General features: G+C 64.4%; 18 protein-coding genes and 1 pseudogene. 7 read left to right on the forward strand and 12 right to left on the reverse strand.

The window, feature by feature from the left end:
• Positions 1–58: 58 nt before the first annotated feature.
• A complete protein-coding gene (gene cpaB / locus M1D74_RS11590) occupies positions 59–739 on the forward strand; it encodes a Flp pilus assembly protein CpaB (RefSeq protein ID WP_309071495.1) in 681 nt (226 codons plus the stop codon).
• Here the strand turns inward: cpaB and M1D74_RS11595 are convergent.
• From M1D74_RS11595 to M1D74_RS11610, 4 genes are all read right to left on the reverse strand, one after another.
• Positions 736–4,824 (reverse strand): DUF4011 domain-containing protein, encoded by a 4,089-nt coding sequence (locus tag M1D74_RS11595; RefSeq protein WP_458115413.1) that lies wholly within the window; start codon positions 4,822–4,824, stop codon positions 736–738. The two genes, cpaB and M1D74_RS11595, sit on opposite strands and share 4 nt — an antisense overlap.
• A 110-nt stretch (positions 4,825–4,934) precedes the next feature.
• Positions 4,935–6,521: a glutamine-hydrolyzing GMP synthase gene (gene guaA / locus M1D74_RS11600; RefSeq protein WP_309071538.1), complete on the reverse strand. Its 1,587-nt coding sequence runs from the start codon at positions 6,519–6,521 to the stop codon at positions 4,935–4,937.
• 45 nt (positions 6,522–6,566) lie between these two features.
• Positions 6,567–7,031, reverse strand: coding sequence for a DUF3817 domain-containing protein (locus M1D74_RS11605; RefSeq protein ID WP_309071539.1), 465 nt, complete (start codon positions 7,029–7,031; stop codon positions 6,567–6,569).
• Positions 7,028–7,861: an SURF1 family protein gene (locus M1D74_RS11610; RefSeq protein ID WP_309071540.1), complete on the reverse strand. Its 834-nt coding sequence runs from the start codon at positions 7,859–7,861 to the stop codon at positions 7,028–7,030. Before M1D74_RS11610 ends, M1D74_RS11605 begins: the two co-directional genes overlap by 4 nt.
• 129 nt (positions 7,862–7,990) lie before the next feature.
• On the opposite strand from M1D74_RS11610, the gene M1D74_RS11615 reads away from it, so the two are divergent.
• Positions 7,991–9,709, forward strand: a complete 1,719-nt coding sequence (locus M1D74_RS11615; protein WP_458115414.1) for an ABC transporter transmembrane domain-containing protein — start codon at positions 7,991–7,993, stop codon at positions 9,707–9,709.
• Positions 9,710–9,728: 19 nt separating this feature from the next.
• A complete protein-coding gene (locus M1D74_RS11620; RefSeq protein WP_458117179.1) occupies positions 9,729–11,489 on the forward strand; it encodes an ABC transporter ATP-binding protein in 1,761 nt (586 codons plus the stop codon).
• 20 nt (positions 11,490–11,509) lie between these two features.
• Here the strand turns inward: M1D74_RS11620 and M1D74_RS11625 are convergent, their stop codons facing one another.
• From M1D74_RS11625 to M1D74_RS11635, 3 genes are all read right to left on the reverse strand, one after another.
• Positions 11,510–11,950 (reverse strand): PTS sugar transporter subunit IIA, encoded by a 441-nt coding sequence (locus M1D74_RS11625; RefSeq protein ID WP_458117180.1) that lies wholly within the window; start codon positions 11,948–11,950, stop codon positions 11,510–11,512.
• 132 nt (positions 11,951–12,082) lie between these two features.
• Positions 12,083–13,807, reverse strand: coding sequence for a glycerol-3-phosphate dehydrogenase/oxidase (locus M1D74_RS11630; protein ID WP_458115415.1), 1,725 nt, complete (start codon positions 13,805–13,807; stop codon positions 12,083–12,085).
• A 50-nt stretch (positions 13,808–13,857) separates the two neighbouring features.
• Entirely contained in the window at positions 13,858–14,997 is a 1,140-nt protein-coding gene (locus M1D74_RS11635) for a GuaB3 family IMP dehydrogenase-related protein (protein ID WP_309071544.1), read from the reverse strand.
• 70 nt (positions 14,998–15,067) lie between these two features.
• On the opposite strand from M1D74_RS11635, the gene M1D74_RS11640 reads away from it, so the two are divergent.
• From M1D74_RS11640 to M1D74_RS11650, 3 genes are all read left to right on the forward strand, one after another.
• Positions 15,068–15,943, forward strand: coding sequence for a hypothetical protein (locus M1D74_RS11640; protein ID WP_458115416.1), 876 nt, complete (start codon positions 15,068–15,070; stop codon positions 15,941–15,943).
• 51 nt (positions 15,944–15,994) lie between these two features.
• Complete coding sequence (locus tag M1D74_RS11645; protein WP_458115417.1) at positions 15,995–16,666, forward strand: hypothetical protein; 672 nt, start codon at positions 15,995–15,997, stop codon at positions 16,664–16,666.
• Between the two features lie 83 nt (positions 16,667–16,749).
• Positions 16,750–17,283, forward strand: coding sequence for a hypothetical protein (locus M1D74_RS11650; RefSeq protein WP_458115418.1), 534 nt, complete (start codon positions 16,750–16,752; stop codon positions 17,281–17,283).
• Between the two features lie 106 nt (positions 17,284–17,389).
• On the opposite strand, the gene guaB is transcribed toward M1D74_RS11650, so the two are convergent.
• The 4 genes and pseudogenes from guaB to M1D74_RS11670 all read right to left on the reverse strand — a co-directional run.
• Entirely contained in the window at positions 17,390–18,907 is a 1,518-nt protein-coding gene (gene guaB / locus M1D74_RS11655) for an IMP dehydrogenase (RefSeq protein ID WP_309124278.1), read from the reverse strand.
• 297 nt (positions 18,908–19,204) lie between these two features.
• The gene (groL, locus tag M1D74_RS11660; protein ID WP_309071549.1) at positions 19,205–20,818 is read right to left on the reverse strand and encodes a chaperonin GroEL; all 1,614 of its coding nucleotides are present in this window, start codon (positions 20,816–20,818) and stop codon (positions 19,205–19,207) included.
• A gap of 89 nt (positions 20,819–20,907) precedes the next feature.
• Positions 20,908–21,204: a co-chaperone GroES gene (gene groES / locus M1D74_RS11665; protein ID WP_309071550.1), complete on the reverse strand. Its 297-nt coding sequence runs from the start codon at positions 21,202–21,204 to the stop codon at positions 20,908–20,910.
• Positions 21,205–21,662: 458 nt separating this feature from the next.
• Positions 21,663–22,067 (reverse strand): annotated as a pseudogene (locus M1D74_RS11670) (ABC transporter ATP-binding protein); the annotation flags it as partial.
• Between the two features lie 79 nt (positions 22,068–22,146).
• Here M1D74_RS11670 and M1D74_RS11675 point away from each other — a divergent pair.
• Complete coding sequence (locus tag M1D74_RS11675) at positions 22,147–23,358, forward strand: class I SAM-dependent methyltransferase (RefSeq protein WP_458115419.1); 1,212 nt, start codon at positions 22,147–22,149, stop codon at positions 23,356–23,358.
• 3 nt (positions 23,359–23,361) lie between these two features.
• Here M1D74_RS11675 and M1D74_RS11680 read toward each other — a convergent pair whose 3' ends face one another.
• A complete protein-coding gene (locus M1D74_RS11680) occupies positions 23,362–24,183 on the reverse strand; it encodes a shikimate 5-dehydrogenase (RefSeq protein WP_458115420.1) in 822 nt (273 codons plus the stop codon).
• Positions 24,184–24,186 lie beyond the last annotated feature (3 nt).

Here is a 24,186-nt window from a genome sequence, read left to right on the forward strand (position 1 = left end):
TTCCACATGAGGCCGGTATGTGCGGCGCCGGATCCAGGGCATTCCTAGCGTTGGATTCATGAATAAGCCAGCTCCCGCCATCAAACCTCTGCAAAGCCGATTTCGCGCCTTCATCTTTCGGAAACGGCGTCTTCTTGCTGCCGCCGCACTGTGTGCGGCGGCAGGCGTGGCCGTGGAAGCGCTGCTGCCCCACGAACCGGCAACGATGGAGGTAGTCGCTGCGTCAACGGACCTGCCGGTGGGCACGGTGCTTACCGAGGACCAGCTCGCTCTTGTCAGGGTGCCCGAAGCGGCCGTCCCGGAGCACTCCTTCACAGCACGTGAGCTCGTTGCCGGCCAGCAACTGGCAACCCCGGTCTACGCCGGCGACGTGCTGGCCCAGAATTTCCTTGTTGGCGCAGGCCTCCTTGCCGGGAGCCCGAAAGGTACCGTTGCTGTCCCTCTCCGACCCGCTGATGCCTCCACGGTGCAGTTGCTCTCGCCGGGCCAGCGAGTGGATGTGGTCCTCAGTACCGGTAACGGGTTCGAGACATCCGCAAAGAACACTGTGCTGGCGCGCGGGCTTCCTGTGCTCTGGACATCGGATGAGCCCGGCGCCGGTCCGTTCGCACCGCCCTCGGGGTCTGAGGACGGCCTTGTGGTTGTCGCGGCGAATCCAGACGAGGCAGCAGCACTGGCCGGTGCATCAAGCACCGGCCAGGTTCACCTTGTTCTCACTGCGGAGGGCGACGCGAGCTAGCTCCAGTGCGGAGGCTTCTGCTCCTTCAACCACTCCTCGTGGTTGCCGTCATCGTCATTCCACGATCGGGGGTCATCCTCAGCCGCGCGCTGTGGCAGAACGTCACCGTGCGGGGCAGTGCTGGTGGTGGCTTCGGAACTCGGTTGCGCTACTGCGGCAGGAGCCTTCGCGGCGTCCGAAGCATCCTCCGACGTGTCGTTCGGTTCACGGTCGGCAGTTTTGTCTTCCCCGATGGCCTGATCAGCAGTCCGGTCTTCCCCGGCGGCCTGCTCCTGCTCGGCTCCGTTGTCCATGGCGTCTCCGTTTCCTGCCGGCGTCTCCTGAACTGCCCGGAGTGGATTCTGACGGACAGACTCTTCCAGACCAAGATATCCCGAGATTCGTTCAGCACACCCTTCCGGATCAGTGAAGACTTCAATGGTCCACAACGGCATGTAGCGCCAGCCCATCCGTTCCAGAAGCTGCGGACGGATCCGGCTTCGCTCCCGTACTGTCATGCCACGATAGCGGTCCGAGCCGTCCGACTCGATGGCGACGGGTTGAACGAACACGTCCTCCCCGTTGCCCGCGCCACCCGTTGATGCGGCAACGATGTCGAGCACGCCGTCGTAATTGCTGTGCACAGCTGCCCCACGGTGACGGAGTCGCTCCACGAGATCCGCCACCAACGGATCCTCGTTGGCCGATTCCTGCTGGCCGCTGCCGGCAGAAGGAGCATCCGTGGACAGTTCCCGGCGCAGGAGCTCGTAGAAGTCGAGGGCGCCATGGCCCAAGCGCTCAGGATCGAGGTCCTCGGGGCGGAAGCAGGTAAGCACGTGCAACCGGTGCCGGGCACGAGTCATCGCCGCCACGAACTTCCCCCGGCCATCCGGAGCAGAAAGCGGTCCAAAATTATGCAGCGCGCGCCCGTGCGGCGTCCGCCCAAACCCCAACGAGAAGATGACGGCGTCCCTGGTCAGGCCGGCGGCGCGGTCGATCGGGACGACCCGGAAGGACTCGTTGCCGGGTTTGAAAAAATCAGCAGCCCACGGCGCATCTGCCATCGACAGCCGCACAGCCTCACCGACGCGCTGCGCATGGCGTGCGCTGGCTGTGACCACTGCAAGCGAGAAGCTCGGCCGGCGGCGGATGTGTTCGAATACCAGGTCCACAACCCGGGTGACCTCGGCAGCGACGCTCTCAACGCCGTCCTGATCCGAGCTTGGCATACCCGTTCCATCGGGCAGGTACTCGACCGTCAAAGCCCGCTCGACGCCCGTGATCTCCGACCCGGAGGGCAGGCGTGAGAGCTCGTTCCCGTAGAACCGCTCGCTGAGGAAGCGGATGAGCTCCTTGTCGACCCCGCGATAGACGTCCCGAAGCGCGAGCGAGGGCAGCACCGCAGCAAGCGCCCGGTAGGCGCTCGGAAGGTGCTCCGGCGTGTGACGGCGCCCGTCTTCGACCGAGACGGTGAAGCTGCGGGGTCCGCCGAGGCGGTCGTCGCCGAAAGCGATGACCTGCCGCGACCTGGCCAGAGCGGGCACCACCGACTGCAGGGAGATCGATTCGGCATCGAGCACGATGACGGCGTCGAATGTCTTGTCCTGCGGAAGGACCAGGGGCAACACCAGCGGGCTGGCGGCCCAGACGGGCATCAGTGCAGTAACCAACTCGTCTGCCTGCACACACAGCGCGTCCAACCCGGGCTCGCCTTCGCGCAGCAGTTCACGCAACTGGTCAGCTTCCGCCGGCATGGTTTCCAGCGCTGCTCGCCAGCGTTCAGCCAGCGCCCAACGAATCCTGCCTGCGCCGGACGCGACATGGGCGTTATCAGCGAGCCGGTACTCAGCTTCAAGGGTGCGCAGGCTGGCGCCGTCGGACATGGCGAGGTAATCATCCCCACTGATCATTGCCTCGAGTGCGGACTGCCACCATGCCAACTCAAGTTCTCCCCCAACCTGGCGGGCACCCACTTCGCGGGCCGCGAGGTCGTCGAGGAGCTCCCCGAGGCCGCTTTCCCGCATCTCATCAAGGAGCAGCGTGCGCTCGGGCAGCGTTGCAAGGCTCTGCTTGTCCCGGGCGAGTTCAGCGAGGCGGGACTCCAGCTCATCGAGCGGCATGCGGGGAAGCTTGGACTCCCCCGGGGTGTCTGCAACAACGGACGCGAGTTCGTTCAGCCGGGTGTCCACCGAGCGATAGAAGCTGTTGATCTCCGCCAACCCTGTGGGCACTGAAGGGTGGCGCTCGGTCGTCGCATACTTGGTCCACAGCGTGCGCTGCTCCTGCACCTGCACCAGGGACTGGTGCAGATCAGAAATATGAACCCCGGGTCGGATGTACTCCTTCGCGACCCTGCGGAGACGCGATCGAGTCATCGAGCTCATCTCGATGGTGCGCTCCCGCCGCCAGGCTGAGGGCGCGGTCGCTGAGATGAGGTCTGTGACCGGCCGGTCGAAAATGTCCGGGGTGAACTTGTCGAGGCTGGCGCGCACCGCGACCAGCAAATCCAGCTGGCCGCCCCACTCCTCGAAAGTGGTCCCCAGCTCGATGTGCGAGTGTTCAGCTACTGCCCGGACTTTCTCCCGCAGCAGCGGGATGTCCCGGGCCAGGTCAGCCGCCAGACTGTGTGCGTGCTCGGTTTCCTTGCGGTTGCGCAGCTTTGCCCCGTACCAGGGACTCTGCGTAGCTTCCCGGCTGAACCCGCCCAGTTCGGCCGCCCGGCGGAGCCGACCGGTGAGCTCCGCGCGATTGGGAATGCTGTCCATGACGCTGCGCTTGAGACGCACGGTGGTAGCCGGGGCAGGGTTCAGCGACGTGAGTTCAGCGAGGGACTGCATGGCCTGGTACGGCGAACACCCCCACCGTGAGCGCACGTTGTGCAGCGATCGGACGTGATCAAGGAGCTTGTGCCGATGCGATACGAGGGTCTCGTGCAGCGTCGCCAGTTTGGGCTGTACGGCTTTCTCATTGCGCACAATTGCCCGGAGGAGCTGGTCCTTCAACTGGGCGGGATTGCTGTTCGCATTGAGCTGGAGCACCAGCGACCCCAGATTCAACGCATCGAGTTCCTGAACGAACTGGTTCAGGGTTCCCCGCCGCTCTGCGACGACGAGCACGCTCTTGCCCTGCTCCGCCAATGCCGCAGCTGTGTTCAGGGCTGTCTGGGTCTGCCCCGTCCCGGGAGGAGCGGAGACGACGACGGAACCCCCTGCGGCGACAGCGTCAAGGACGCGCTGCTGTCCGGGATCTGCGTCAAGGATCAGGAATTCGGTGGACGGGTGCCGCTCATCGAGCGGGGTATCCCGGGACGGCGCCTCAGCACCGGACGGAGTGTCGATACCCTCACGGGCCGCATCCATGAGTGCGGCGAGGAGTGGATGGTCCGGACGGACTGCGGTATCAGCTCCGACGTCGGCGAGGTCCGCAAAGGTCGACACGAGGATGTGGTGCTCGACGGTCATGCCGCGGACGTTGTCGGTCAGTGCGCGGAGCCGATCCAGCACCGGATGGGGATCGAAACGCGCGGTGCTGTAGGCGAGCTGAGCAACGGCGTCGGGATCGAAGTCGATGCCGTGATCCTTGTGCAGCGTACGCACCAGCGCCGGGTTGAGCCGGGCCTTTTCCGTTAGCTGAAGCTCGTAGTCGTCCTGGGAGCTGTGCACCGTCAGCGCAACGGAGGTCAGGAGGACCGGCGCGGTCAGCGAGTCTGTGCGGCCGTCGTCGTCCACTGTGCGCCAGGAGGCAGTACCGGCGGCCAGGTAACCGACGTCGATACCGCGCTCAGTGGCAAGTTCATACACTTTGGCGCGCAGCAGCCGCGCAGCCTTCATGGCGGCGGCGTACTGGTCTGAATCACGAAGGAGCGTTGACAACCGCGTACGCCGGCCGGCCAGGAGCTGCGCCAGACCGGACGGATGGGCATGGGTCAGGTCGATGCTGTTGGAGCGCGACGGCGTGAAGTGCAGCAGCGTGTCCGTCCCTGCGTGGGGACCTAGCCTGCGCAGCCACGGAATGAGGAAGTCCTCAGCGGAGTCCCCGGCATCCAGCTCCGGCACGGTTGTCCTCTTCCCTACGGCCTCACGGCCTGATCTTGACCAGATAGGCATGTCTTACAAGCTATCCGACGCTGCCTCGCAGACCCTGCAAGCAACGCGGACCGGCGGGAATTTACCTGCCGGTCCATGTGCCTCACCGACGCCCGTTGCGGGCGCCGGCCTTACTCCCACTCGATGGTGCCCGGCGGCTTGCTCGTCACGTCGAGGACAACGCGGTTGACGCCGTCGACCTCGTTGGTGATCCGGTTGGAGATCCGGGCAAGCAGCTCATACGGCAGCCGCGACCAGTCCGCGGTCATCGCATCCTCGCTGGACACCGGACGGAGCACAATCGGGTGCCCATAGGTCCGGCCGTCGCCCTGGACACCGACGCTTCGTACGTCGGCGAGGAGAACGACCGGCATCTGCCAGACTTCGTTATCGAGGCCCGCGGCAGTGAGCTCGGCACGCGCGATGGCGTCAGCCTTTCGGAGCAGCTCAAGGCGCTCCTGGTTGACGGACCCCACGATGCGAATTCCAAGGCCCGGGCCCGGGAACGGCTGGCGTCCCACAATCTCCGCCGGGAGGCCGAGCTGCGCGCCGACGGCACGGACCTCGTCCTTGAAAAGAGTGCGCAGCGGCTCCACGAGCTCGAACTGCAGGTCTTCCGGGAGCCCGCCGACGTTGTGATGGCTCTTGATGTTGGCCGCTCCCTCACCGCCGCCGGATTCGACGACATCCGGATACAGCGTGCCCTGAACGAGGAATCGGATCTTCTCCCCGTGCGCCTCAGCGTCGGCGATGATGGCGCGCTCAGCCTCTTCGAATGCGCGAATGAATTCGCGTCCGATGATTTTGCGCTTGGTTTCCGGATCCTCCACACCCTCAAGGGCGTCGAGGAAGCGCTTCTGCTCGTTCGCAACGTAGAGGTTGACACCGGTGGCGGCGACGAAGTCGCGCTCCACCTGCTCTGCTTCACCTTCACGGAGCAGTCCGTGGTCAACGAACACACAGGTCAGCTGGTCACCGACCGCGCGCTGAACCAGAGCCGCCGCAACAGCCGAGTCCACGCCACCGGAAAGTCCGCAGATCACCCGGGCATCGCCCACTTGCTGGCGGATTCGCTCGACCTGTTCCTCGACGATGTCGCCTGTGGTCCAGTTGGGATGAAGGCGCGCTCCTTTGAACAGGAAGTTTTCGAGCACCTGCTGACCGTGGGCGGAGTGCTTGACCTCGGGGTGCCACTGCACGCCGTACAACTGCTTGCCTTCATGTGCGAATGCCGCGACCGGCGCTCCTGCCGTGCTGGCCAGAACCTCGAAGCCCGCGGGCGCTTCATGCACCGAATCACCGTGGCTCATCCAGGCGTTCTGGTGGTCAGGAGTCCCCTCGAGGATGGACCGCGCACCATTGGCGACTGTGACGTCGGTGGAACCGTATTCGCGCAGGCCGGTCTTCGCGACCGTACCGCCCAGCGCAGACGCCATGGCCTGGAAGCCGTAGCAAATACCGAGGACGGGCACACCGGCGTCAAACAGTTCAGGGTCCACGCGGGGAGCATCTTCTGCGTACACGCTGGACGGGCCCCCGGAGAGAATGATGGCCACAGGATTGCGTGCCAGCATCTCCTCAGTGCTGAGAGTGTGCGGGACGATCTCCGAGTAGACATCCGCTTCCCGAACGCGGCGCGCAATCAACTGGGCGTACTGCGCGCCGTAATCGACAACGAGTACGGGCGGATGTTCAGGAGCGGAAGCGGGGGTAGTCACGCGTCAACAATAGTGGTAGTGGGCGTAAGGCTGCACATCATCTTGTCAGTACCTCGTCTTTGCTTCGGGGTGGGCGGCGAGTTCTTCTTCGACACGGCGGTGGACGCGCTTCTCGACGATGAACGACAGCAGCGGGACCACGCCGCCGAGGGCAATGATGACGAACTGGGAGAACGGCCAGCGCATGAACTGCCAGAGCCTGAAATCGGCGATGAGGTACACCACGTACAGCCAGCCGTGGACGATGAGGACCGCCGTCGACAGGTTGAAGCCGCCCGCGCCGTCAACCTGGGCTTCCTCGACGAGTCCAAGGGCTCCTGCTGATCCTCCGGCGATGATCTCTGCCCCAAACCCGTACTTGGCCACCATCTCCACGACGACCAGCAGCAGCATGACGCCGGTGGCGTAGGCGAGTACTTTATAGAAGCTGAGCGCTGAGAGGATTTGCGCGTGGGTTCCTCCGAAACGGCGCTTGCCGGCCGGACTCTTCGCGGGTGCAGATTCGGTCACGTTCTTACCTCGTCGGTGGTGGGTTCGTTCTGGCTGGATTCGTTGGGAAAGGCGTCGTCGATGCCGCTGTGCCGGTCGAGTTCCTCTTCCAGCGTGCGCCGGTGATCGTCAGCGACAAGCCGCCACCACAGGAAGAAGGCGAAGCCTGCGAAGACGAACCACTCCACGGCGTAAAAGATGTTCAGCCAGTTGATCGGCGTCTCCTGCGGCTGCGGTCCGACACGGACGGCTTCTAGAGGCGCCTCCGGCTGGGCGGTGCTGCCGTTCAGGGCGGTTTCGAAAGACACCACGAAGCCGGAATACATGACGGGTACGTCCCACACATTGATGAGTTGCGCGACAGAGAGTGTAGGAACCTGACCGGGAACAGGACGCTGGACCACCGGTGCCTCTGAAGGAAGTAACCGTCCCTCGACAATGCCCGCGCCGACGCTTTCCGGAACCTGGGAGGACGAGTCCGGATCGGGGATCCAGCCATGGACCACCGGAATCACGGCGGCCGGCTCTCCGGAACCGTCTACTTCGAACGCAGAGACCACCCACAAACCGTCGCGGTCTCCCTGCAACCTGGTCTGCACCAGCACCCGGGTGTCCGGCAGGAAAGTGCCTTCCATGCGGACCATCTGGTCTGCAATGCCGGCAGTCATGGGCACGCCGGGCTGGAAAACCTCGGTAAGGGGCCGGACGACCTCGGTGGTGCTCGGGGGCGGCGGAGCGGAGTCCTGCGACCGCGAAAACTGCCACTGGCTCAGCAGTACGAAAAGCGCGGCGATAGCCATGGCGAGGACCAGGGAGAGGATCCATCGCGGCTTGAGCGCGGTTTTCAACACTTCTTAACGGTACTCGCTGCCGTCCAAACGGAACGAATTGCAGCCCGCGAAGCGAGATGGATATCACTTTCCAGAAGTGATTGGGAATTGTCTATCACTTCGGAGGATTAGTCGCTACGATGGACTGTCGTGCGCTCATATCCCTACCCAGACCCGGGTCCCCCCAATCTCCGGTCGCCCTCCCGCTATCTGGTGTGGCTTGCGTCCAGGCAGAAGGGCACGCTGGCCGGCGCCGTCGTACTGGAAACGCTCCTGATGGTGGCGCAGGCGGTGGTCCCCTTCGCATTGGGCCGCGCCATCGATCGGGGCATCATCGGGCGGAACTGGGACGCGTTGTTCCTGTGGGCGGGCATCCTGGTAGCGCTTACGATCGGCCAGGCCTTCGCCGGCATGCTCGCGCACCGCGCTGCAATCAGCAATTGGATGCAGGCCGCCTTCAAGTCGATCCGTCTCGTGGGGTACAAGATCACCCGCACCGGGGATGCGCTTCCGCAGCGGCTTTCCACCGGGGAGGTGGTGTCGACGGCGGCATCGGATGCGATGCGGCTCGGCGAAATCTTCTATGTAGCCGCCCGGCTCGCAGGAGCGCTCGTGTCCTGGCTTGTGGTTTGTGCGCTGATCGCTTTGAGCTCGGTGACGCTGGCCGTTGTTGTGCTCATCGGAGTTCCGGTGTGCTGCGCGCTGCTGCTCTTCGTGGTGCGGCCGCTGCAGGCACGGCAGCGCGAACAGCGCGAGGCCTCAGGAAAAATGACCGCCGTTGGTGCGGATACGGTTGCCGGTCTCCGCGTACTGCGAGGGATCGGAGGCGAACACATTTTTGTCGGCAGATACCGGACGCGGTCCGCAGAAACCCGCGACGCCGGCATCCGGGTTGCCGGCTCGCTGGCCACCCTCGAAGCCTCGCAGGTATTCATCGCCGGCGCCTTCAGTGTGGTGTTCACCTGGGTAGGTGCCACCCTGGTCCTGGACGGTGCGATTGAGCCGGGACAGTTGGTCGCATTGTTCGGCTACTCGATATTCCTGATGACGCCCATCAGGAGCGCAGCTGACGGGGTTTCGCACTCCATCCGCGCGCTTGTGGGCGCCCGGAAGATCATCACCGTGCTTTCGGTGGACGCGAACGTCACTGACGACGCCGCAGCCCCCGCTCCCTCCGGGCCCGCTCCCCTTGTAGACACCTCGAGCGATGTTGTGCTCACTCCGGGAAGGCTGACCGCGCTGGTTTCAGCCGACCCCGCGGCTTCAGCTGACCTTGCAGTGCGGCTGGGCCGTTTCGACGACGCCGTGCTGAGGGAAGCACTGGTCCGTTGGGGTGACGCAGCGCTGCACGAGATTCCCCTCGATGAGGTACGTCGCCGGATTGTCGTGAGCGAAGCGAACCCGCAACTGTTCACCGGAACCTTGCGCAGCCAACTCGATCCCCATGGGCGGCACAGCGACGCGGAAATCCTCGCGGCCCTGGAAGCGGCAAGTGCGCTGGACATCCTTGACGGACTGGATGCAGGCCTGGACTCCATGGTCACGGAACGCGGTCGAGGCTTCTCCGGCGGACAGCGACAGCGCCTGGTCCTCGCCAGGGCGCTACTGACCGATGCCGAGACGCTCGTGCTGATCGAACCGACGAGCGCGGTCGATGCACACACCGAATCGCGGATCGCTGAGCGGCTGGGAGGGGCGCGCGGCGCCGGTGGCGCAACCACCGTCGTCGTCACTGCCAGCCCGTTGATGCTCGGAGCCATGGACCACGTTGTCTTCCTTGAGGATGGCCGCCGCCGAGCTGAAGGAACACATCAGGAGCTGATGTCCTCGAACCCCGCCTACCGGAATGTGGTGATCCGCAGTGAGTGACACCCAGGTATTGGAACCCATGGCCGATCAGGGCAGTGAGGCGTCCGACAAACTGCCGGTCGCCGACGCCCGCGAGGTGAAAGCTGAGTCCCTGCGCCTCATCCGTCAGCACCGCGGCGGGCTCGCCAAGGTTGTCCTCCTGTATGTCGGCTCGGCAGCCGCGGGACTGGTTGGGCCGTTCATCCTCGGCGAAGTGGTGGATGCCGTGGTTGCCGGAACCACCTCGGGATTCATCGCATCGATGTCGTTGCTGATGCTGGGTTTCCTGGTGGTTCAGGCGCTCCTGCGCATGCTCGCAGTCCGTGCCGGCATGATTTTCGGGGAGAGGGTCTTCGCAGAACTGCGGGAGGACTTCATGGCGCAGGTCACCTCGCTGCCGCTGTCCACCGTGGAGAAGGCCGGCACCGGTGACCTTGTCTCGCGAACCACCAATGACGTCGACTCGGTCTCCCACACCGTCCGTTTCGGCGTTCCGCAGGTCGTGGTTTCGGTGGTGACCATCATCATCACGCTGGCCGCCGCGATCCTGACCTCTCCCCTGCTGTCGCTCGCACTGTTGATCGGCGTTCCACTGCTCTACCCGGCGACGAGGTGGTACCTCAAGCGCAGTTCCGCCGGCTACAAGGCCGAGCGGGAGAGCTATGCCGTAGTCAACGGGTCGATCACGGAAACGATCGAGGGCGCCCGGACCGTCGACGCGCTCGGTCTCGGAGCCCTGCGCCGGGACAGGATGGACGAGGCGCTTTCGGGTAGTTTCGCCGCGGAGCGGTACACCCTGTGGCTGCGGTCTGTGCTCTTCCCTGCTGCGGACACGGCCTTCTGGCTTCCGGTGGCAGGTGTCCTTCTGTGGGGCAGCTGGCTGGCTGCGAATGATGTGGTGAGTCCGGGTGCCGTGGCAACCGTGGCGCTGTTTGCGGTTCGCCTCATCGACCCGGTGGATCTGTTGATCATGTGGACGGATGAAATCCAGGTGGGTGCAGCGTCATTGGCGCGGATCATCGGCATCAAGAACGTGCCAGCAGACCGGACGGCCACCGGCGAGCAACCGGAATCAGAGGACATCATGGTCTCAGGCGCACGCTACGCCTACCGGCCCGGACACGACGTTCTGCACGGTGTTGACCTCACACTGCGGCGCGGCGAACGCCTCGCAATGGTGGGTCCGTCAGGAGCCGGTAAATCGACGCTGGGGCGGCTGATCGCCGGTATCCATCCGCCCACGGCAGGGTCCGTGACAGTGGGTGAAGTGCCGTTGGTGAATCGACCCCTGGATGCGCTGCGCCGCGAGGTTGCGCTGGTCACCCAGGAGCACCACGTGTTCGTCGGCTCGCTGGCCGACAACATCCGGCTCGGGAAGGCCGACGCCTCAACGCCCGAGATTGAAAAGGCCCTCGACGACGTCGGCGCCCTGACCTGGGCGCGCGCCTTGCCTGAAGGGCTGGAGACGGAGGTGGGATCCGGTGCCTACGAGCTAACGCCGGCGCAGGCGCAGGAAGTTGCACTGGCACGGTTGGTCCTGGCGGACCCGCACACACTGGTACTTGATGAGGCAACGTCCTTGATTGACCCGCAGGCTGCCCGCGACCTCGAGCGATCGCTCAGCGCGGTGCTGGAAGGACGTACCGTCGTCGCCATTGCCCACCGTCTCCACACCGCTCACGACGCCGACCGGGTGGCTGTGGTGGAAAACGGCAACATTACGGAACTCGGTTCCCATGACGAGCTGTTGGCGCTCGGGGGATCGTATGCCGCTTTGTGGCGTTCCTGGCGAACTGAATAGGCGCCATAGTTCCGGATTGATCAGTGGTCGAAGAACACCAGGGAGGAGTTGATGAGCTCACTGATCACTTCGGCGTCGTGCGCCCTGCGGAGCGATTCGCGGAAGTTCTCCTTGAACAGGGACCGCGCCAGCGTGGCGAGCACCTCCAGATGCTCCGAAAAGGACCCTGCCGGTGTGGCGATCAGGAGGATCAGGGTTGCCGGTCCGTCGATCGCTCCGAAATCAAGGCTGTGTCCGTAGCGGGTGACACCCACTGCGATCGAGGTCTGGTTCACGTAATCGCTTCTGGCGTGCGGCATGCCGATGCCGCCGGGCAGTCCCGTGGCCATCTGGTGCTCGCGCGAGTTGACCTGCGCGAGGAAGGCCTCAAGGTCTGAAATCCGCCCGCACGCATGCAAGCGGGCAGCCAACTGGGCAGCGGCGTCGGCCTTATCCTCCGCCACCATGTCGAGGATCACCATCTCCGGTGTGGTCAATTCGGCGTCATGCAGGTCGAGGGGTGTCACAACCGGCCTCTCACGGGGAATTCGGGAACTTTACGTCAGGACGGATGCGCCCGACGCCAGTGCCTGACCGGCGCGCCGATCCGGGTACTAGCTTAGCGGCACGATGTCCTCGACTCCCATGCGTGCGCTGTCGGCTGAGACGTCGTCGGGCTGCTGCTGGCTCAGCCTCTCGGCTTCGACCCGTGCGAGGTAGTGCTTAACCTCGCGGTCGATTTGCGCTTCACTCCAGTTCAGGTGGGGCGCCATGAGGTCGGCGACAACGGGGGCCGCTGATACGCCGCGGTCCCAGGATTCGATCGAGATGCGGGTTCGGCGGGTCAGAACATCGTCGACGTGGCGGGCGTCCTCATAGGTGGTCGCGAAGACCACCTCGGCGCCGAGATAGTCATCGGCTCCAGGCAGCGGCTCGGCGAGTGTCGGATTCTCCCTGATGAGTGAGAGCACATGGTGAGCGTCAGTTCCGTACCGCTGCAGTAGATGCTCGACGCGCGCTACGTGGACACCGGCTTCTTCGGCCATCCGTGCCCGCTTGTTCCAGGCTGCCTTGTACCCCTCAGCCCCCAGCAGGGGAACTGTCTCGGTGCAACTGTCAGGGACCCGCTCGTCGAGGGCGCGCGATGCCTCATCCACTGCGTCCTTCGCCATGACCCGGTACGTGGTCCACTTGCCGCCGGCTACCACCACCAGGCCCGGCACCGGGTGCGCGACCACGTGTTCGCGGGAAAGCTTGGCAGTGGAGTCGTTCTCCCCTGCGAGGAGCGGACGCAGGCCGGCATAGACGCCTTCGACGTCCTCCCGCGTCAGCGGCCGCTTGAGCACCCGGTTGACATGTTCGAGGATGTAGTCGATGTCCGACGACGATGCTGCCGGATGCGCCTTGTCCAGGTCCCAGTCGGTGTCAGTGGTGCCGATGATCCAGTGCCGTCCCCAGGGGATGACGAACAGGACCGATTTCTCGGTGCGGAGGATGAGTCCGACGGTCGACTGAAAGCGATCCCGCGGCACCACGAGGTGGATGCCCTTGGACGCCCGGACCTTCAGTTGACCGCGGTCGGTGACCATGGCCTGTGTCTCGTCGGTCCAGACGCCCGTCGCATTGACTATCTGCTTGGCGCGGATGTCGAATTCCTCGCCGGTCTCCTGGTCCTTGACGCGTGCTCCGACCACGCGCTCGCCTTCCCGAAGGAAGTTTTCGACCGAGACCCGGTTCGCGGCTTTCGCTCCGTACGACGCGGCGGTGCGCATCATGTTGACCACGTAGCGTGCGTCGTCGACCTGAGCATCGTAGTAGCGGATGGAGCCGACCATGGCGTCATCCTTGAGGCTTGGCGCGGCCCGAAGCGTTCCCCTGCGGGTGAGGTGCTTGTGCATGGGGACACCGCGCGAGTTGCCGGACGTCATGCCCATGGTGTCGTAGAGGATGATGCCCGCCCCGACGTACGGACGCTCAATGAAACGCTTGGTCAACGGGTACAGGAAAGGCACGGGGCGGACCAGGTGCGGTGCGATTCGCTGGATCAGCAGCCCGCGTTCCTTCAGCGCCTCCTGAACCAGGGCGAAATCGAGCATTTCGAGGTAGCGCAACCCGCCATGGATCAGCTTTGAAGACCGAGAGGATGTGCCTGCTGCCCAGTCCCGGGCCTCGACGATCCCTACATCGAGGCCCCGCGTCACTGCATCGAGGGCAGAGCCGACGCCGACGACGCCGCCTCCCACGATCAGGATGTCCAGTTCCTTGCCGGGTTGGGTCGTGGACTTCAGTGCGGCGAGAGATTCGTCGCGCTGCTGCGGGCTGAGTGCACCTCTGGTCATGGCCGATATCCACCTTCGTTGTTGCGGATTGGTTCCCCAACTTTAGGCAATTAGCCGTTCGAAAGGTAGGGCGACAGCACGACCTCCACCCGCTGGAACTCCTTGAGGTCTGAATACCCGGTGGTGGCCATTGCGCGGCGCAGCGCACCGATCATGTTCGACGAGCCGTCAGTGTGATGCGAGGGTCCCCATAGCACTTCCTTGAGCGGCCCGACGGTGCCGACGTTGACCCGATCGCCCCGTGGAAGTTCGCTGTGATGCGCTTCCTGCCCCCAGTGCCAACCCTTTCCGGGGGCTTCCTCGGCCCGCGCCAATGCAGAGCCGAGCATGACGGCGTCCGCGCCAACTGCGATGGCCTTGATGATGTCGCCGCTTGCTCCCATTCCACCGTCTGCGATGACGTGGACGTACCGGCCGCCTGATTCGTCAAGGTAGTCGCGGCGGGCGGCTGCGACGTCGGAGATGGCCGAGGCAAGGGGCGAGTGGATGCCCAGGGCGCGCCGCGTCGTCGTCGTCGCTCCTCCGCCGAAGCCGACCAGCACGCCTGCTGCACCGGTGCGCATGAGGTGCAGCGCCGGTGTGTAACCGGCGGCCCCGCCGACGATCACCGGGACATCGAGTTCGTAGATGAACTGCTTGAGGTTGAGCGGTTCATCATTTTTGGAGACGTGTTCGGCGGACACTGTGGTGCCGCGGATGACGAAGATGTCGACACCGGCAGCCAGGACCGTCTTGTAGAACTCCTGCGTACGCTGCGGGGTCAGGGACCCTGCGACCGTGACGCCGGCTTCGCGGATCTCGGCCAGGCGACTGGTGATCAGTTCGGCCTGGATGGGCGCCTCATACAATTCCTGCATGCGGCGGGTTGCAGCGGGGCTGAAGCTTTCCGTGGAGAGCGAGGCGATCTCTTCCAGCACGGGCTCCGGATCCTCATAGCGGGTCCAAAGGCCCTCGAGGTTGAGTACGCCAAGGCCGCCGAGCTCGCCCATGGTGATGGCGGTGGACGGCGACATCACGGAGTCCATCGGCGCCGCGATGACCGGCATCTCGAACTGATAGGCGTCGATCTGCCACTGCACCGAAACGTCCAGCGGGTCACGGGTCCGGCGGGACGGGACCACTGCAATGTCATCGAGGGAATACGCCCTGCGTCCGCGCTTGCTTCGGCCGATCTCAATCTCGTAAGTCACCGGTCTAGGTTATCCCAGCGGGGAGACCTGCCCATCGCGGCGGGTTGGCATTGGTGCTTACAGTCAGAACATGACAAGTGAGACGCTCGGCGCGAACCCGGAACAGTTGCGCAGCCTCGCCCAGTCCATGGGGAATTTCGGCCACACGATCGCCTCCGCCGACCAAACCATCACGGCGGCGCTGAACGGCGTCCCGTGGCAGGGCGGCGACGCGGATCGCTTCCGTTCGCAGTGGCATTCCAGCTTCCGGGTGCAACTGCATCAGGCTGCGGCGATGCTCGAAACGCAGTCCCGTACACTGATGGGCCAGGCGGACGATCAGGAAGCGGCGAGTGACGAGGGCGGCGGTGCCGGCGGCTTTGACGGGACACGCGCGAGCGCGGACGGCGGCAGTACCGAGGGCTCCGGGAATGAGAATCTTCTCGACCTGTTCGGAAACGCGGTGGGCGATCTGGGCGCCTGGCCGCCGTTCCAGATCGCGAACTGGATCACCTCTGCCGGCGGCTTCTCCTCGGAGCGCCTCCTGAACGCGATGTACCGTGCCGGTCTGCTGACGGACGACTTCGGCACCGCGGCCGGCGTGGGTTACCTGCGCGGAACCCAGACTCTCAACGCCTTGAACCTCGCGGGCAAGTTCGCCGGCGGACTGAGTATCCTGACCGGTCTGGGACAGGCCTATCAGGGCATCCAGTCGGGAGACGGCCATGTAGTCGCGGATGGCGCCATCACCACCATCCTCGCTGCGGGCAGCCTCACACCCACCCCCGCGGCTCCCTTCTTCGCAGCGGCCTCGCTTGTGTGGGCCGGTGCGCAGTTCCTGTCCGGGGACGTGCCGGTCACCGAAAGAATTACCGACTTTGCATCCGATGCGGGCGACGTCATCTCCGATGGCGCGGACGCCCTCGCGGAGGGAGCCGAAGATGCATGGAACTGGGCCTTCGGATAGTAGCGTCGTGAAGAGAACCCTGCCCAAACCCCATCGATCCCGGAGAGAGCATTGTCCACCACGGATTCACTCCAGCTGACGGAACACGAGATCCTCGCCCTCCTGGCCTTCAACGAGGGCGAGTCGATCACGCTGAGTCGCGACATCTTCCGGCTCACTCCCCTGGCGGACAACGAGCAGCTGACCAAAGCCGGCATGACGACGCTCCTGGTGCGGGGTTTGGCCCAGATGAACGGTGATGACCTCGTCGTTTCGGGACCAGCGGAATTCATTGCGGCCGTCATGGTTACCGCCGGCGAGTGGCTCGAGATCGCCCTGCTGACCCCCAACGGCAATCACGTGATGTTCGTCGTCGCCTCCGCGGGAGGTGTCTTCGTGGCGAACGTGAACGGGAACGGCACGCACGGATTCACCCCGCTGAAGAACGATCATCCTGTCCTGAAGTTCGGGGTCGACGCAGCAGCGCACTACCTGCGCAACTCAGGCCCTGGTTCGGAGGCGAACGGTCGCCCTCAACCCCGTCCGGTGGCCGCACAGATCAAGCACCATGGCCTGGGCGTCGAACCCAGGACAGCGAACCTGCTGGTCGATGAATCGGGCGCATGGCATCTGGCTACAGGTGAAGGTGACGAAGCCACCCAGCGCGAAGTCAGCGAATCCGATGCGCTGAAGCTGTTCGAGGAAGCACTGGATCTGGATCGCCCTACCGAAGGCTCGGCGTGAACCAGTATTCGCGTCGCCTTGAGTATTGGATGTCACCCCAACTCAGTTCCTCCGGGCAGGGCACCACAAGCATCCTGAGGCGCATGGCGCTCAATGATGCACAGAGCCGGGCAACCTGCCTCATGATGTACTTCTGGTGCGCATGGCTGGCTCTGATTGCAGTGATATCTGCCTTCGCCGCACCGGACGCTGTTCCCTACGCCGTTGCGGGTGCCCTGATCACCGGCGCCATTGCAGCGGTACTTCAGGCCCGTCGGCGGAGCAGGAAGGTCCCTTCGTCCGGCCACCCGGCGTCGTCGAGGGCTCCGCGTAGGATGAGTGGTGCCTGGACGGGAGTTGCTCTGGTGGCCCTCGGCTCGTGCGGGATCATGGTGGCGCTCGGACTCTCCGGGGAAGCGAGCCTCAGTCCGGGTTCCGTTGCCGGCGCCGTTATCGGCGTATTCTTCGTCATCGCATTCTTTGCCGGGACCCTCCTCATTCCCGCATGGCACATCGAGAATGCAACGCGTCTCTTCCGCACCCGGATCGAAAGTGAACCCGAGCTGAGGCAGTCGTTGGAGGAATTGGCCCTGACGCACGAAGGCCAGGGCGGCAGCCTGCAGTTCGGACCGCTGTAGGAGCACGTCAAGCGCTCCAGGGAAGACAAAAGCGCCGGTTCCGTGCAGGTTCGTGGAACTAATCCCACGATCCTGCACGGCACCGGCGCTTTTGCGTGCTCGGGGGCTACTTGGAGCCGTAGTTAGGTGCTTCCACCGTCATCTGGATGTCGTGCGGGTGTGACTCCTTCAGACCAGCCGAAGTGATCCGCACGAACTTGCCCTTGGCCTTCAGCTCAGGAATGGTGCGTGCGCCCGTGTAGAACATGGTCTGACGGAGGCCGCCAACCAACTGGTGCGCAACCGACGACAGCGGCCCGCGGTAGGCCACGCGGCCTTCGACGCCTTCGGGAATGAGCTTGTCATCGCCGATCACATCGCCCTGCGAGTAGCGGTCCTTGGAGTACGAGGTGTTCTTGCCGCGGGTCTGCATTGCACCCAGGGAGCCCATGCCGCGGTAGGTCTTGTACTGCTTGCCGTTGACGAAGATCAGCTCACCCGGTGCCTCGGCCGAACCCGCGAGGAGGGAGCCGAGCATCACGGTGTCAGCACCGGCGACCAGTGCCTTCCCGATGTCGCCCGAGTATTGGAGACCGCCGTCGGCGATCAGGGGTACACCGGCAGGAATGGCGGCCTTCGCCGACTCGTAAATGGCCGTGACCTGAGGAACGCCGACACCCGCCACAACACGGGTGGTGCAGATGGATCCGGGACCCACGCCCACCTTGATGCCGTCGGCACCGGCGTCGATCAGTGCCTGGGCGCCTTCGCGGGTGGCAGCCTGGCCGCCGATGATGTCGACATGCGCGGCGGACTTCTCTGCCTTCAGCCGGGCGATCATCTCCAGCACGCCGGCGCTGTGACCGTTGGCGGTGTCCACGAAGAGCGCATCCACACCGGCGTCGACCAGTGTCATGGCGCGCTCCCAACCGTCACCGAAGAAGCCGATGGCTGCTCCGACGCGGAGGCGGCCTTCGTCGTCCTTGGTTGACAGCGGATACTGCTCCGCCTTGGTGAAGTCCTTGACGGTGATGAGGCCCCGGAGGACGCCGTCGTCGTCGACCAGCGGCAGTTTCTCGATCTTGTTCTTGCCGAGGAGGCCGATAGCGTCTTCGCCACTGATGCCGACGTGGCCGGTAACCAGCGGCATCGGGGTCATCACTTCACGGACCAGACGGTGGGGGAATTCCGATTCGGACACGAAGCGGGTGTCGCGGTTGGTGACGATGCCGAGAAGCTTGCCCTGGCCGTCGACCACTGGGAGTCCGGACACGCGGTAGTGACCGCACAGGTCATCGAGCTCGCGGAGGGTTGCGTCGGGGCCGATGGTGACCGGGTTGGTGATCATGCCGGACTCGCTGCGCTTCACGCGGTCAACCTGCTCGGCCTGGTCGGCGATCGAAAGGTTGCGGTGGATGACACCGAGGCCACCCTGACGCGCCATTGCCACGGCCATGCGGGCTTCGGTCACCGTGTCCATGGCGGAGGACAGCAGCGGGGTCTGAACGATGATGCGCTTGGACACCCGAGAGCTGGTGTCGGCTTCCGACGGGATGACGTCGGTGTGGCCGGGCAGCAGAAGGACGTCGTCGTAGGTCAGGCCGACGAAGCCAAAGGGATCATGGGGAGTCGACTGTTCGCTCAACGCGGCGCCTCTTTCAGGGAGATGTGGAGGACGGGACCACCGGCTTCGATTCGCCGGTTGTGCGGGTTCTATCGTAACGAACGGACGGCGCTCCCTATTCCGGGCGGTTCGACCACCGCGCTTTCACCAAGCATGTGCCCGCCGGGCACAGCACGCAAAGTTGGTGATCCCGGGTATCACCGGCTTTTCGGCGCCCTATCGAGTGATCAAATTCACTGACGCTGGCGTCGGTGATGAAGACAACGACGCCCCGGTCCGAGGGACCGGGGCGTCGCAGGGGCACAGTTGCAGTTGCAGCTAGTGGCTGTGGCCGTGACCGTGCTCTTCGTCGTCGGCCGGCTTCTCGACCACCAGTGTTTCGGTGGTGAGGACCAGCGCGGCGATTGACGCTGCGTTGCGCAGTGCGGAGCGGGTGACCTTGACCGGGTCAATGATGCCGGCGTCGACCAGGTTCTCGTACTCTCCGGAGACGGCATTGAAGCCGTGGCCGACCTCGAGCTGGCTGACCTTGTCGATGACAACGTAACCTTCGAAGCCCGCGTTCTCGGCGATCCAGCGCAGCGGCTGGACGAGAGCGCGGCGGACGAGACCGACGGCGGTTGCCGCATCGCCCTCAAGCTTGAGAACGTTCGGGTCCTCGTCGAGGACCTTCGACGCGTGGATCAGGGCAGAACCGCCGCCTGCCACGATGCCCTCTTCAAGGGCGGCGCGGGTTGAGGACACTGCGTCCTCGATGCGGTGCTTCTTTTCCTTGAGCTCAACCTCGGTGGCTGCTCCGACCTTGATGACGCCGACGCCGCCGGCCAGCTTCGCGAGACGCTCCTGGAGCTTCTCACGGTCCCAGTCAGAATCGGTGCGCTCAACCTCGGCGCGGATCTGCGAAACACGATCGGCAACATCCTGCTCGCTGCCGGCACCGTCAACGATGGTGGTGTTGTCCTTGGTAACGGTGATACGGCGTGCCGATCCCATCACCTCGAGGCCGACCTGGTCCAGCTTCAGCCCGAGATCCGGGGAAACAACCTGCGCACCGGTGAGAGTGGCGATGTCCTGGAGCATGGCCTTGCGGCGGTCACCGAAACCGGGAGCCTTGACCGCAACCACGTTCAGAGTGCCGCGGATCTTGTTGACCACGAGGGTGGACAGTGCTTCGCCTTCGATGTCTTCGGCGATGATGAACAGCGGCTTACCGGCCTGCAGCGCCTTCTCCAGCAACGGCAGGAATTCCTGCAGAGCGGAGATTTTGCCGGAGTTGATCAGGATCAGCGCGTCTTCGAGGACGGCTTCCTGACGCTCGGCGTCGGTGACGAAGTAGGGGCTCAGGAAGCCCTTGTCGAACTGCATACCTTCGGTGAGGACCAGCTCGGTCTGCGTGGTCGAGGATTCCTCGATCGTGATGACGCCGTCCTTGCCGACCTTCTCGAACGCTTCGGCGAGCAGGTCGCCGACTTCCTGGCTCTGGGCCGAGATGGCGGCAACGTTTGCGGTCTGCTTCCCGACGACCTCGCGGGCGTTCTCCAGCAGGCGCTCCGCAACGGCTTCGATGGAAACTTCAATGCCGCGCTTCAATGCACCCGGTGCTGCACCGGCTGCAACGTTGCGCAGGCCTTCCTTGACCAGTGCCTGTGCGAGGACAGTGGCCGTCGTCGTACCGTCACCGGCGACGTCGTTGGTCTTGGTGGCAACTTCCTTGGCGAGCTGAGCGCCGAGGTTTTCGTACGGGTCGTCCAGCTCAACCTCACGGGCGATGGTCACGCCGTCGTTCGTGATGGTGGGGGCGCCCCACTTCTTGTCGAGGACGACGTTGCGTCCGCGGGGGCCGAGCGTCACCTTGACGGTGTCGGCCAGCTTGTCGACGCCGGCTTCCAGCGAGCGGCGAGCGGCGTCGTTAAACTCCAACTGCTTTGCCATTGTTTGTTACGTTCCTTTCAGGCGTGTGCAGGGATGTGTACTTACAGGAAAGAACCCCGGCCTGATGCGACCGGGGTTCTTCTGCACAACTACTTGACGACGATCGCCAGAACGTCGCGAGCGGAGAGAACCAGGAACTCCTGGCCGCCGTGCTTGACCTCGGTTCCGCCGTACTTGGAGTAGATGACGACGTCGCCTTCAGCAACGTCGACCGGAACGCGGTTGCCGTTGTCGTCAACGCGGCCGGGGCCTACTGCGACGACCTCGCCCTCCTGGGGCTTTTCCTTGGCGGTGTCCGGGATGACCAGACCGGAAGCGGTGGTCTGCTCGCCTTCCAGCGGGCGGACAACAATACGATCTTCAAGAGGCTTGATAGAGACCGACACTCGGACCTCTCCTTCACTTGGTTTGAATGAATCGGGGTATCGAGCAGGCGCTGACCGTCGTCGCGGTGCCGGTTGGCGCATCCTCGAAGGATTAGCACCCTCATAGCGAGAGTGCCAAGTCTGACTTTATGCAAACGGTTAGCACTCGGTCAAGGCGAGTGCCAGAGGGGTGTAAATCCGGGCACGACGACGCGACGCCCCGCGCACTTCGACAGGCCGCGTGTCCAGGCGGACCGGCAGGAGCCGGCACCGAGGAACCCTCCCACACCGATGTCAGCCCAATCCGCGCACCATCAGCATCCGGAGGGCACTGCTCCTTCATAGTCATGAAACAAGTCGATCACCCACCACCGACATTTTCGCTCGAAGGTGTAAACGAGTGAAAAACCGGACATCACCAGCAACATGACCGGGCAGCGGCACCCCCGTGTCACCGCCCGGCCTGGCAGCAGAAACTGTCACCGCCGGGCCGACTCCGGTTCTGCCAGCTCTGCCGTATGTCGGCCGTGATGGCGGCCGAGCGGCAACATAAGTGGCGCGCCGGAGGTGGGATCGATGATCACCCGGCTGTCTAGCCCGAACACTGCACGGATGGTGTCCTCCGTCAGAACTTCCGCCGGCGTTCCCATCGCGTAAATGCGGCCCTCAGCGATGGCAACCAGGTAATCCGCATAGCGCGCCGCGAGATTGAGGTCGTGCAGAACGATAACGATCGTCGTCCCGCGCATGTGATTGAGGTCGATCAGCAGATCGAGGACATCAATTTGGTGCGTGACTTCAAGGAACGTCGTCGGCTCGTCCAGCAGCAGTACGTCTGTCTGCTGTGCAAGAGCCATCGCAATCCACACGCGCTGCCGCTTGCCGTCAACAGACGCCCTAAACTGAAGGACCCGGCGTAGGCCGTTCCAAACTTCAGCCGAAAGCCCAGCGGAAAGCGATATCTTGACCCAGAACCTTCTTGAGCCCGTCCTGACTCCCGAGGGCTGGGAACTGCTCAACTCGCTTGGCCCCTACTCCGAAGCGGACAGTCTCCGCCTCAATGAGCAGCTCCGCGCGGCAGGTCATGCCCCTGATGTGGTCAACGCCGCCCTCACGCAGTCCCGCCTTCGTGCCAAGGCACAGAGCAAGTTTGGCCCGTTCGCGGCGCGGATGCTGTTCACGCCCGCTGGCCTTGAGCAGGCGACCCGACTCAACGTCGCTGCCCGGCACGCCCAGCGCTACGTGACCGCCGGGCTGCAGAAGGTTGCCGACCTGGGCTGCGGGATCGGTGCCGACTCGATGGCGCTCGCCACCCTTGAGAGGGACGTCACCGCCGTCGAGCTCGATGAAACCACCGCAGCTGCCGCCACGATGAACCTCCTGCCCTGGTCCAATGCGACGGTCCTGAATGCCGATGCGTCAGCTGTAGACCTCGCGGGGTACGACGGCGTCTGGCTGGATCCCGCCCGGCGGACCACTTCCAGCTCCGGCACCAGGCGCCTGTTCGATCCCGAAGCGTTCTCCCCGCCGCTGTCCTTCGTCGAAGCGCTCGCTGACACAGGTATGCCCGTCGGGGTGAAGCTCGGCCCGGGTATCCCCCACGAGGCAATTCCTGCCGGCTGCGAAGCGCAGTGGGTATCGGTGGACGGCGATGTCGCGGAAGTGGTCCTGTGGTTCAACGCACTCCGCCGCGACAACGTGCGCCGGAGCGCCCTGCTCATCCGTACCGATGGCGCGACGGAACTCACCAGTGAGAGTGACTTCGGAGCGGACGACGACGCCCCGATCGGCCCCGCTGAGGGGTACCTCTACGAGCCCGACGGCGCCATCATCCGTACCGGGCTGGTCGCCAACGTCGCCCGCCAGATCGCTGGACACCTTGTCGACCCCAACATCGCCTACATCTGCGCGCCCAACCTCGTGGAGACGCCGTTTGCCCGGCCCTACCGTGTCCTGGACGTCATGCCCTACAACGTGAAGGCCCTGAAAGCCTGGGTCAAGGCCAACGACATCGGCGTCCTGGACATCAAGAAGCGCGGCACTTCCGTCACCCCGGAGGAGCTGCGCAAACAGCTGCTCACCGGCTCCAGGAAGTCCGTGCGTAAGGCCACGCTGGTGCTGACGAGGATCGGCGAGGAGAGGGTCGCCGTCGTCGTCGAACCAGTTCTGGGCTGACTTTTAGGCGAGCTGGCGCGAGAACTCGCCCGCCAGGCGGATCTGCTCAGCCGTCGGCCGGACCCCGGTGTAGAGCACAAACTGCTCGGCTGCCTGCAGCGCAATGACCTCCGCACCGGTTATCACCGGCTTGTTTGCCCGGCGGGCTGCGCGGATGAGGGGTGTTTCGGACGGCAGCGCAACGACGTCGAACACCAGCGAAGCCGCCGTCACCGCTTCATCGCTGAACGACTGGACGTCCTCGTCCTGACCGGTCATCCCGAGCGGTGTCACGTTGATGAGCAGGTCTGCCGTGGTATTCCCGGGCTCTGCCTGCCACTCGAAGCCGTACAGCTCCGCCAGTCTCCGCCCGGCGTCCTCGTTCCGCGCCACGACGGTGACCCTGGTGAAGCCGGCATCCCGCACGGCTGCCGCAACGGCCTTCGCCATGCCGCCGGATCCGCGCAACAAAACAGACGACGACGGCGTCACCTCCCGGCGCTGTCCGATCAGTTCCGCGACGGCCAGGTAGTCGGTGTTGTAAGCGGTGAGGACACCGTCATCGTTCACGATGGTGTTCACAGAATCAATCGCGGTCGCTGAAAGGTCCATCCGGTCGACGAGCGGAATAACGTCCTCCTTGAACGGCATCGATACGGCACAGCCGCGGATACCCAGCGAACGCACTCCGCCGATGGCTGCCGGCAGGTCAGTGGTGGTGAACGCTTTGTAGATGTAGTTCAGCCCCAGTTCGTCATACAGCCAGTTGTGGAACCGGGTTCCGATGTTGCTCGGCCTCGCTGCAAGGGAGATACACAGGACCATGTCTTTGTTCAGGATCGGCACCCG

The organism is Arthrobacter sp. D2-10 (assembly GCF_054161285.1).

Excerpts from the sequence above, each read along its gene's own strand:
- M1D74_RS11620 (WP_458117179.1), top strand. The coding sequence starts at position 9,729 with ATGGCCGATCAGGGCAGTGAGGCGTCCGACAAACTGCCGGTCGCCGAC.
- M1D74_RS11625 (WP_458117180.1), bottom strand. The coding sequence starts at position 11,950 with ATGGTGATCCTCGACATGGTGGCGGAGGATAAGGCCGACGCCGCTGCC.
- M1D74_RS11640 (WP_458115416.1), top strand. The coding sequence starts at position 15,068 with ATGACAAGTGAGACGCTCGGCGCGAACCCGGAACAGTTGCGCAGCCTC.
- M1D74_RS11630 (WP_458115415.1), bottom strand. The coding sequence starts at position 13,807 with ATGACCAGAGGTGCACTCAGCCCGCAGCAGCGCGACGAATCTCTCGCC.
- M1D74_RS11650 (WP_458115418.1), top strand. The coding sequence starts at position 16,750 with ATGGCGCTCAATGATGCACAGAGCCGGGCAACCTGCCTCATGATGTAC.
- groL (WP_309071549.1), bottom strand. The coding sequence starts at position 20,818 with ATGGCAAAGCAGTTGGAGTTTAACGACGCCGCTCGCCGCTCGCTGGAA.
- M1D74_RS11595 (WP_458115413.1), bottom strand. The coding sequence starts at position 4,824 with ATGCCTATCTGGTCAAGATCAGGCCGTGAGGCCGTAGGGAAGAGGACA.
- cpaB (WP_309071495.1), top strand. The coding sequence starts at position 59 with ATGAATAAGCCAGCTCCCGCCATCAAACCTCTGCAAAGCCGATTTCGC.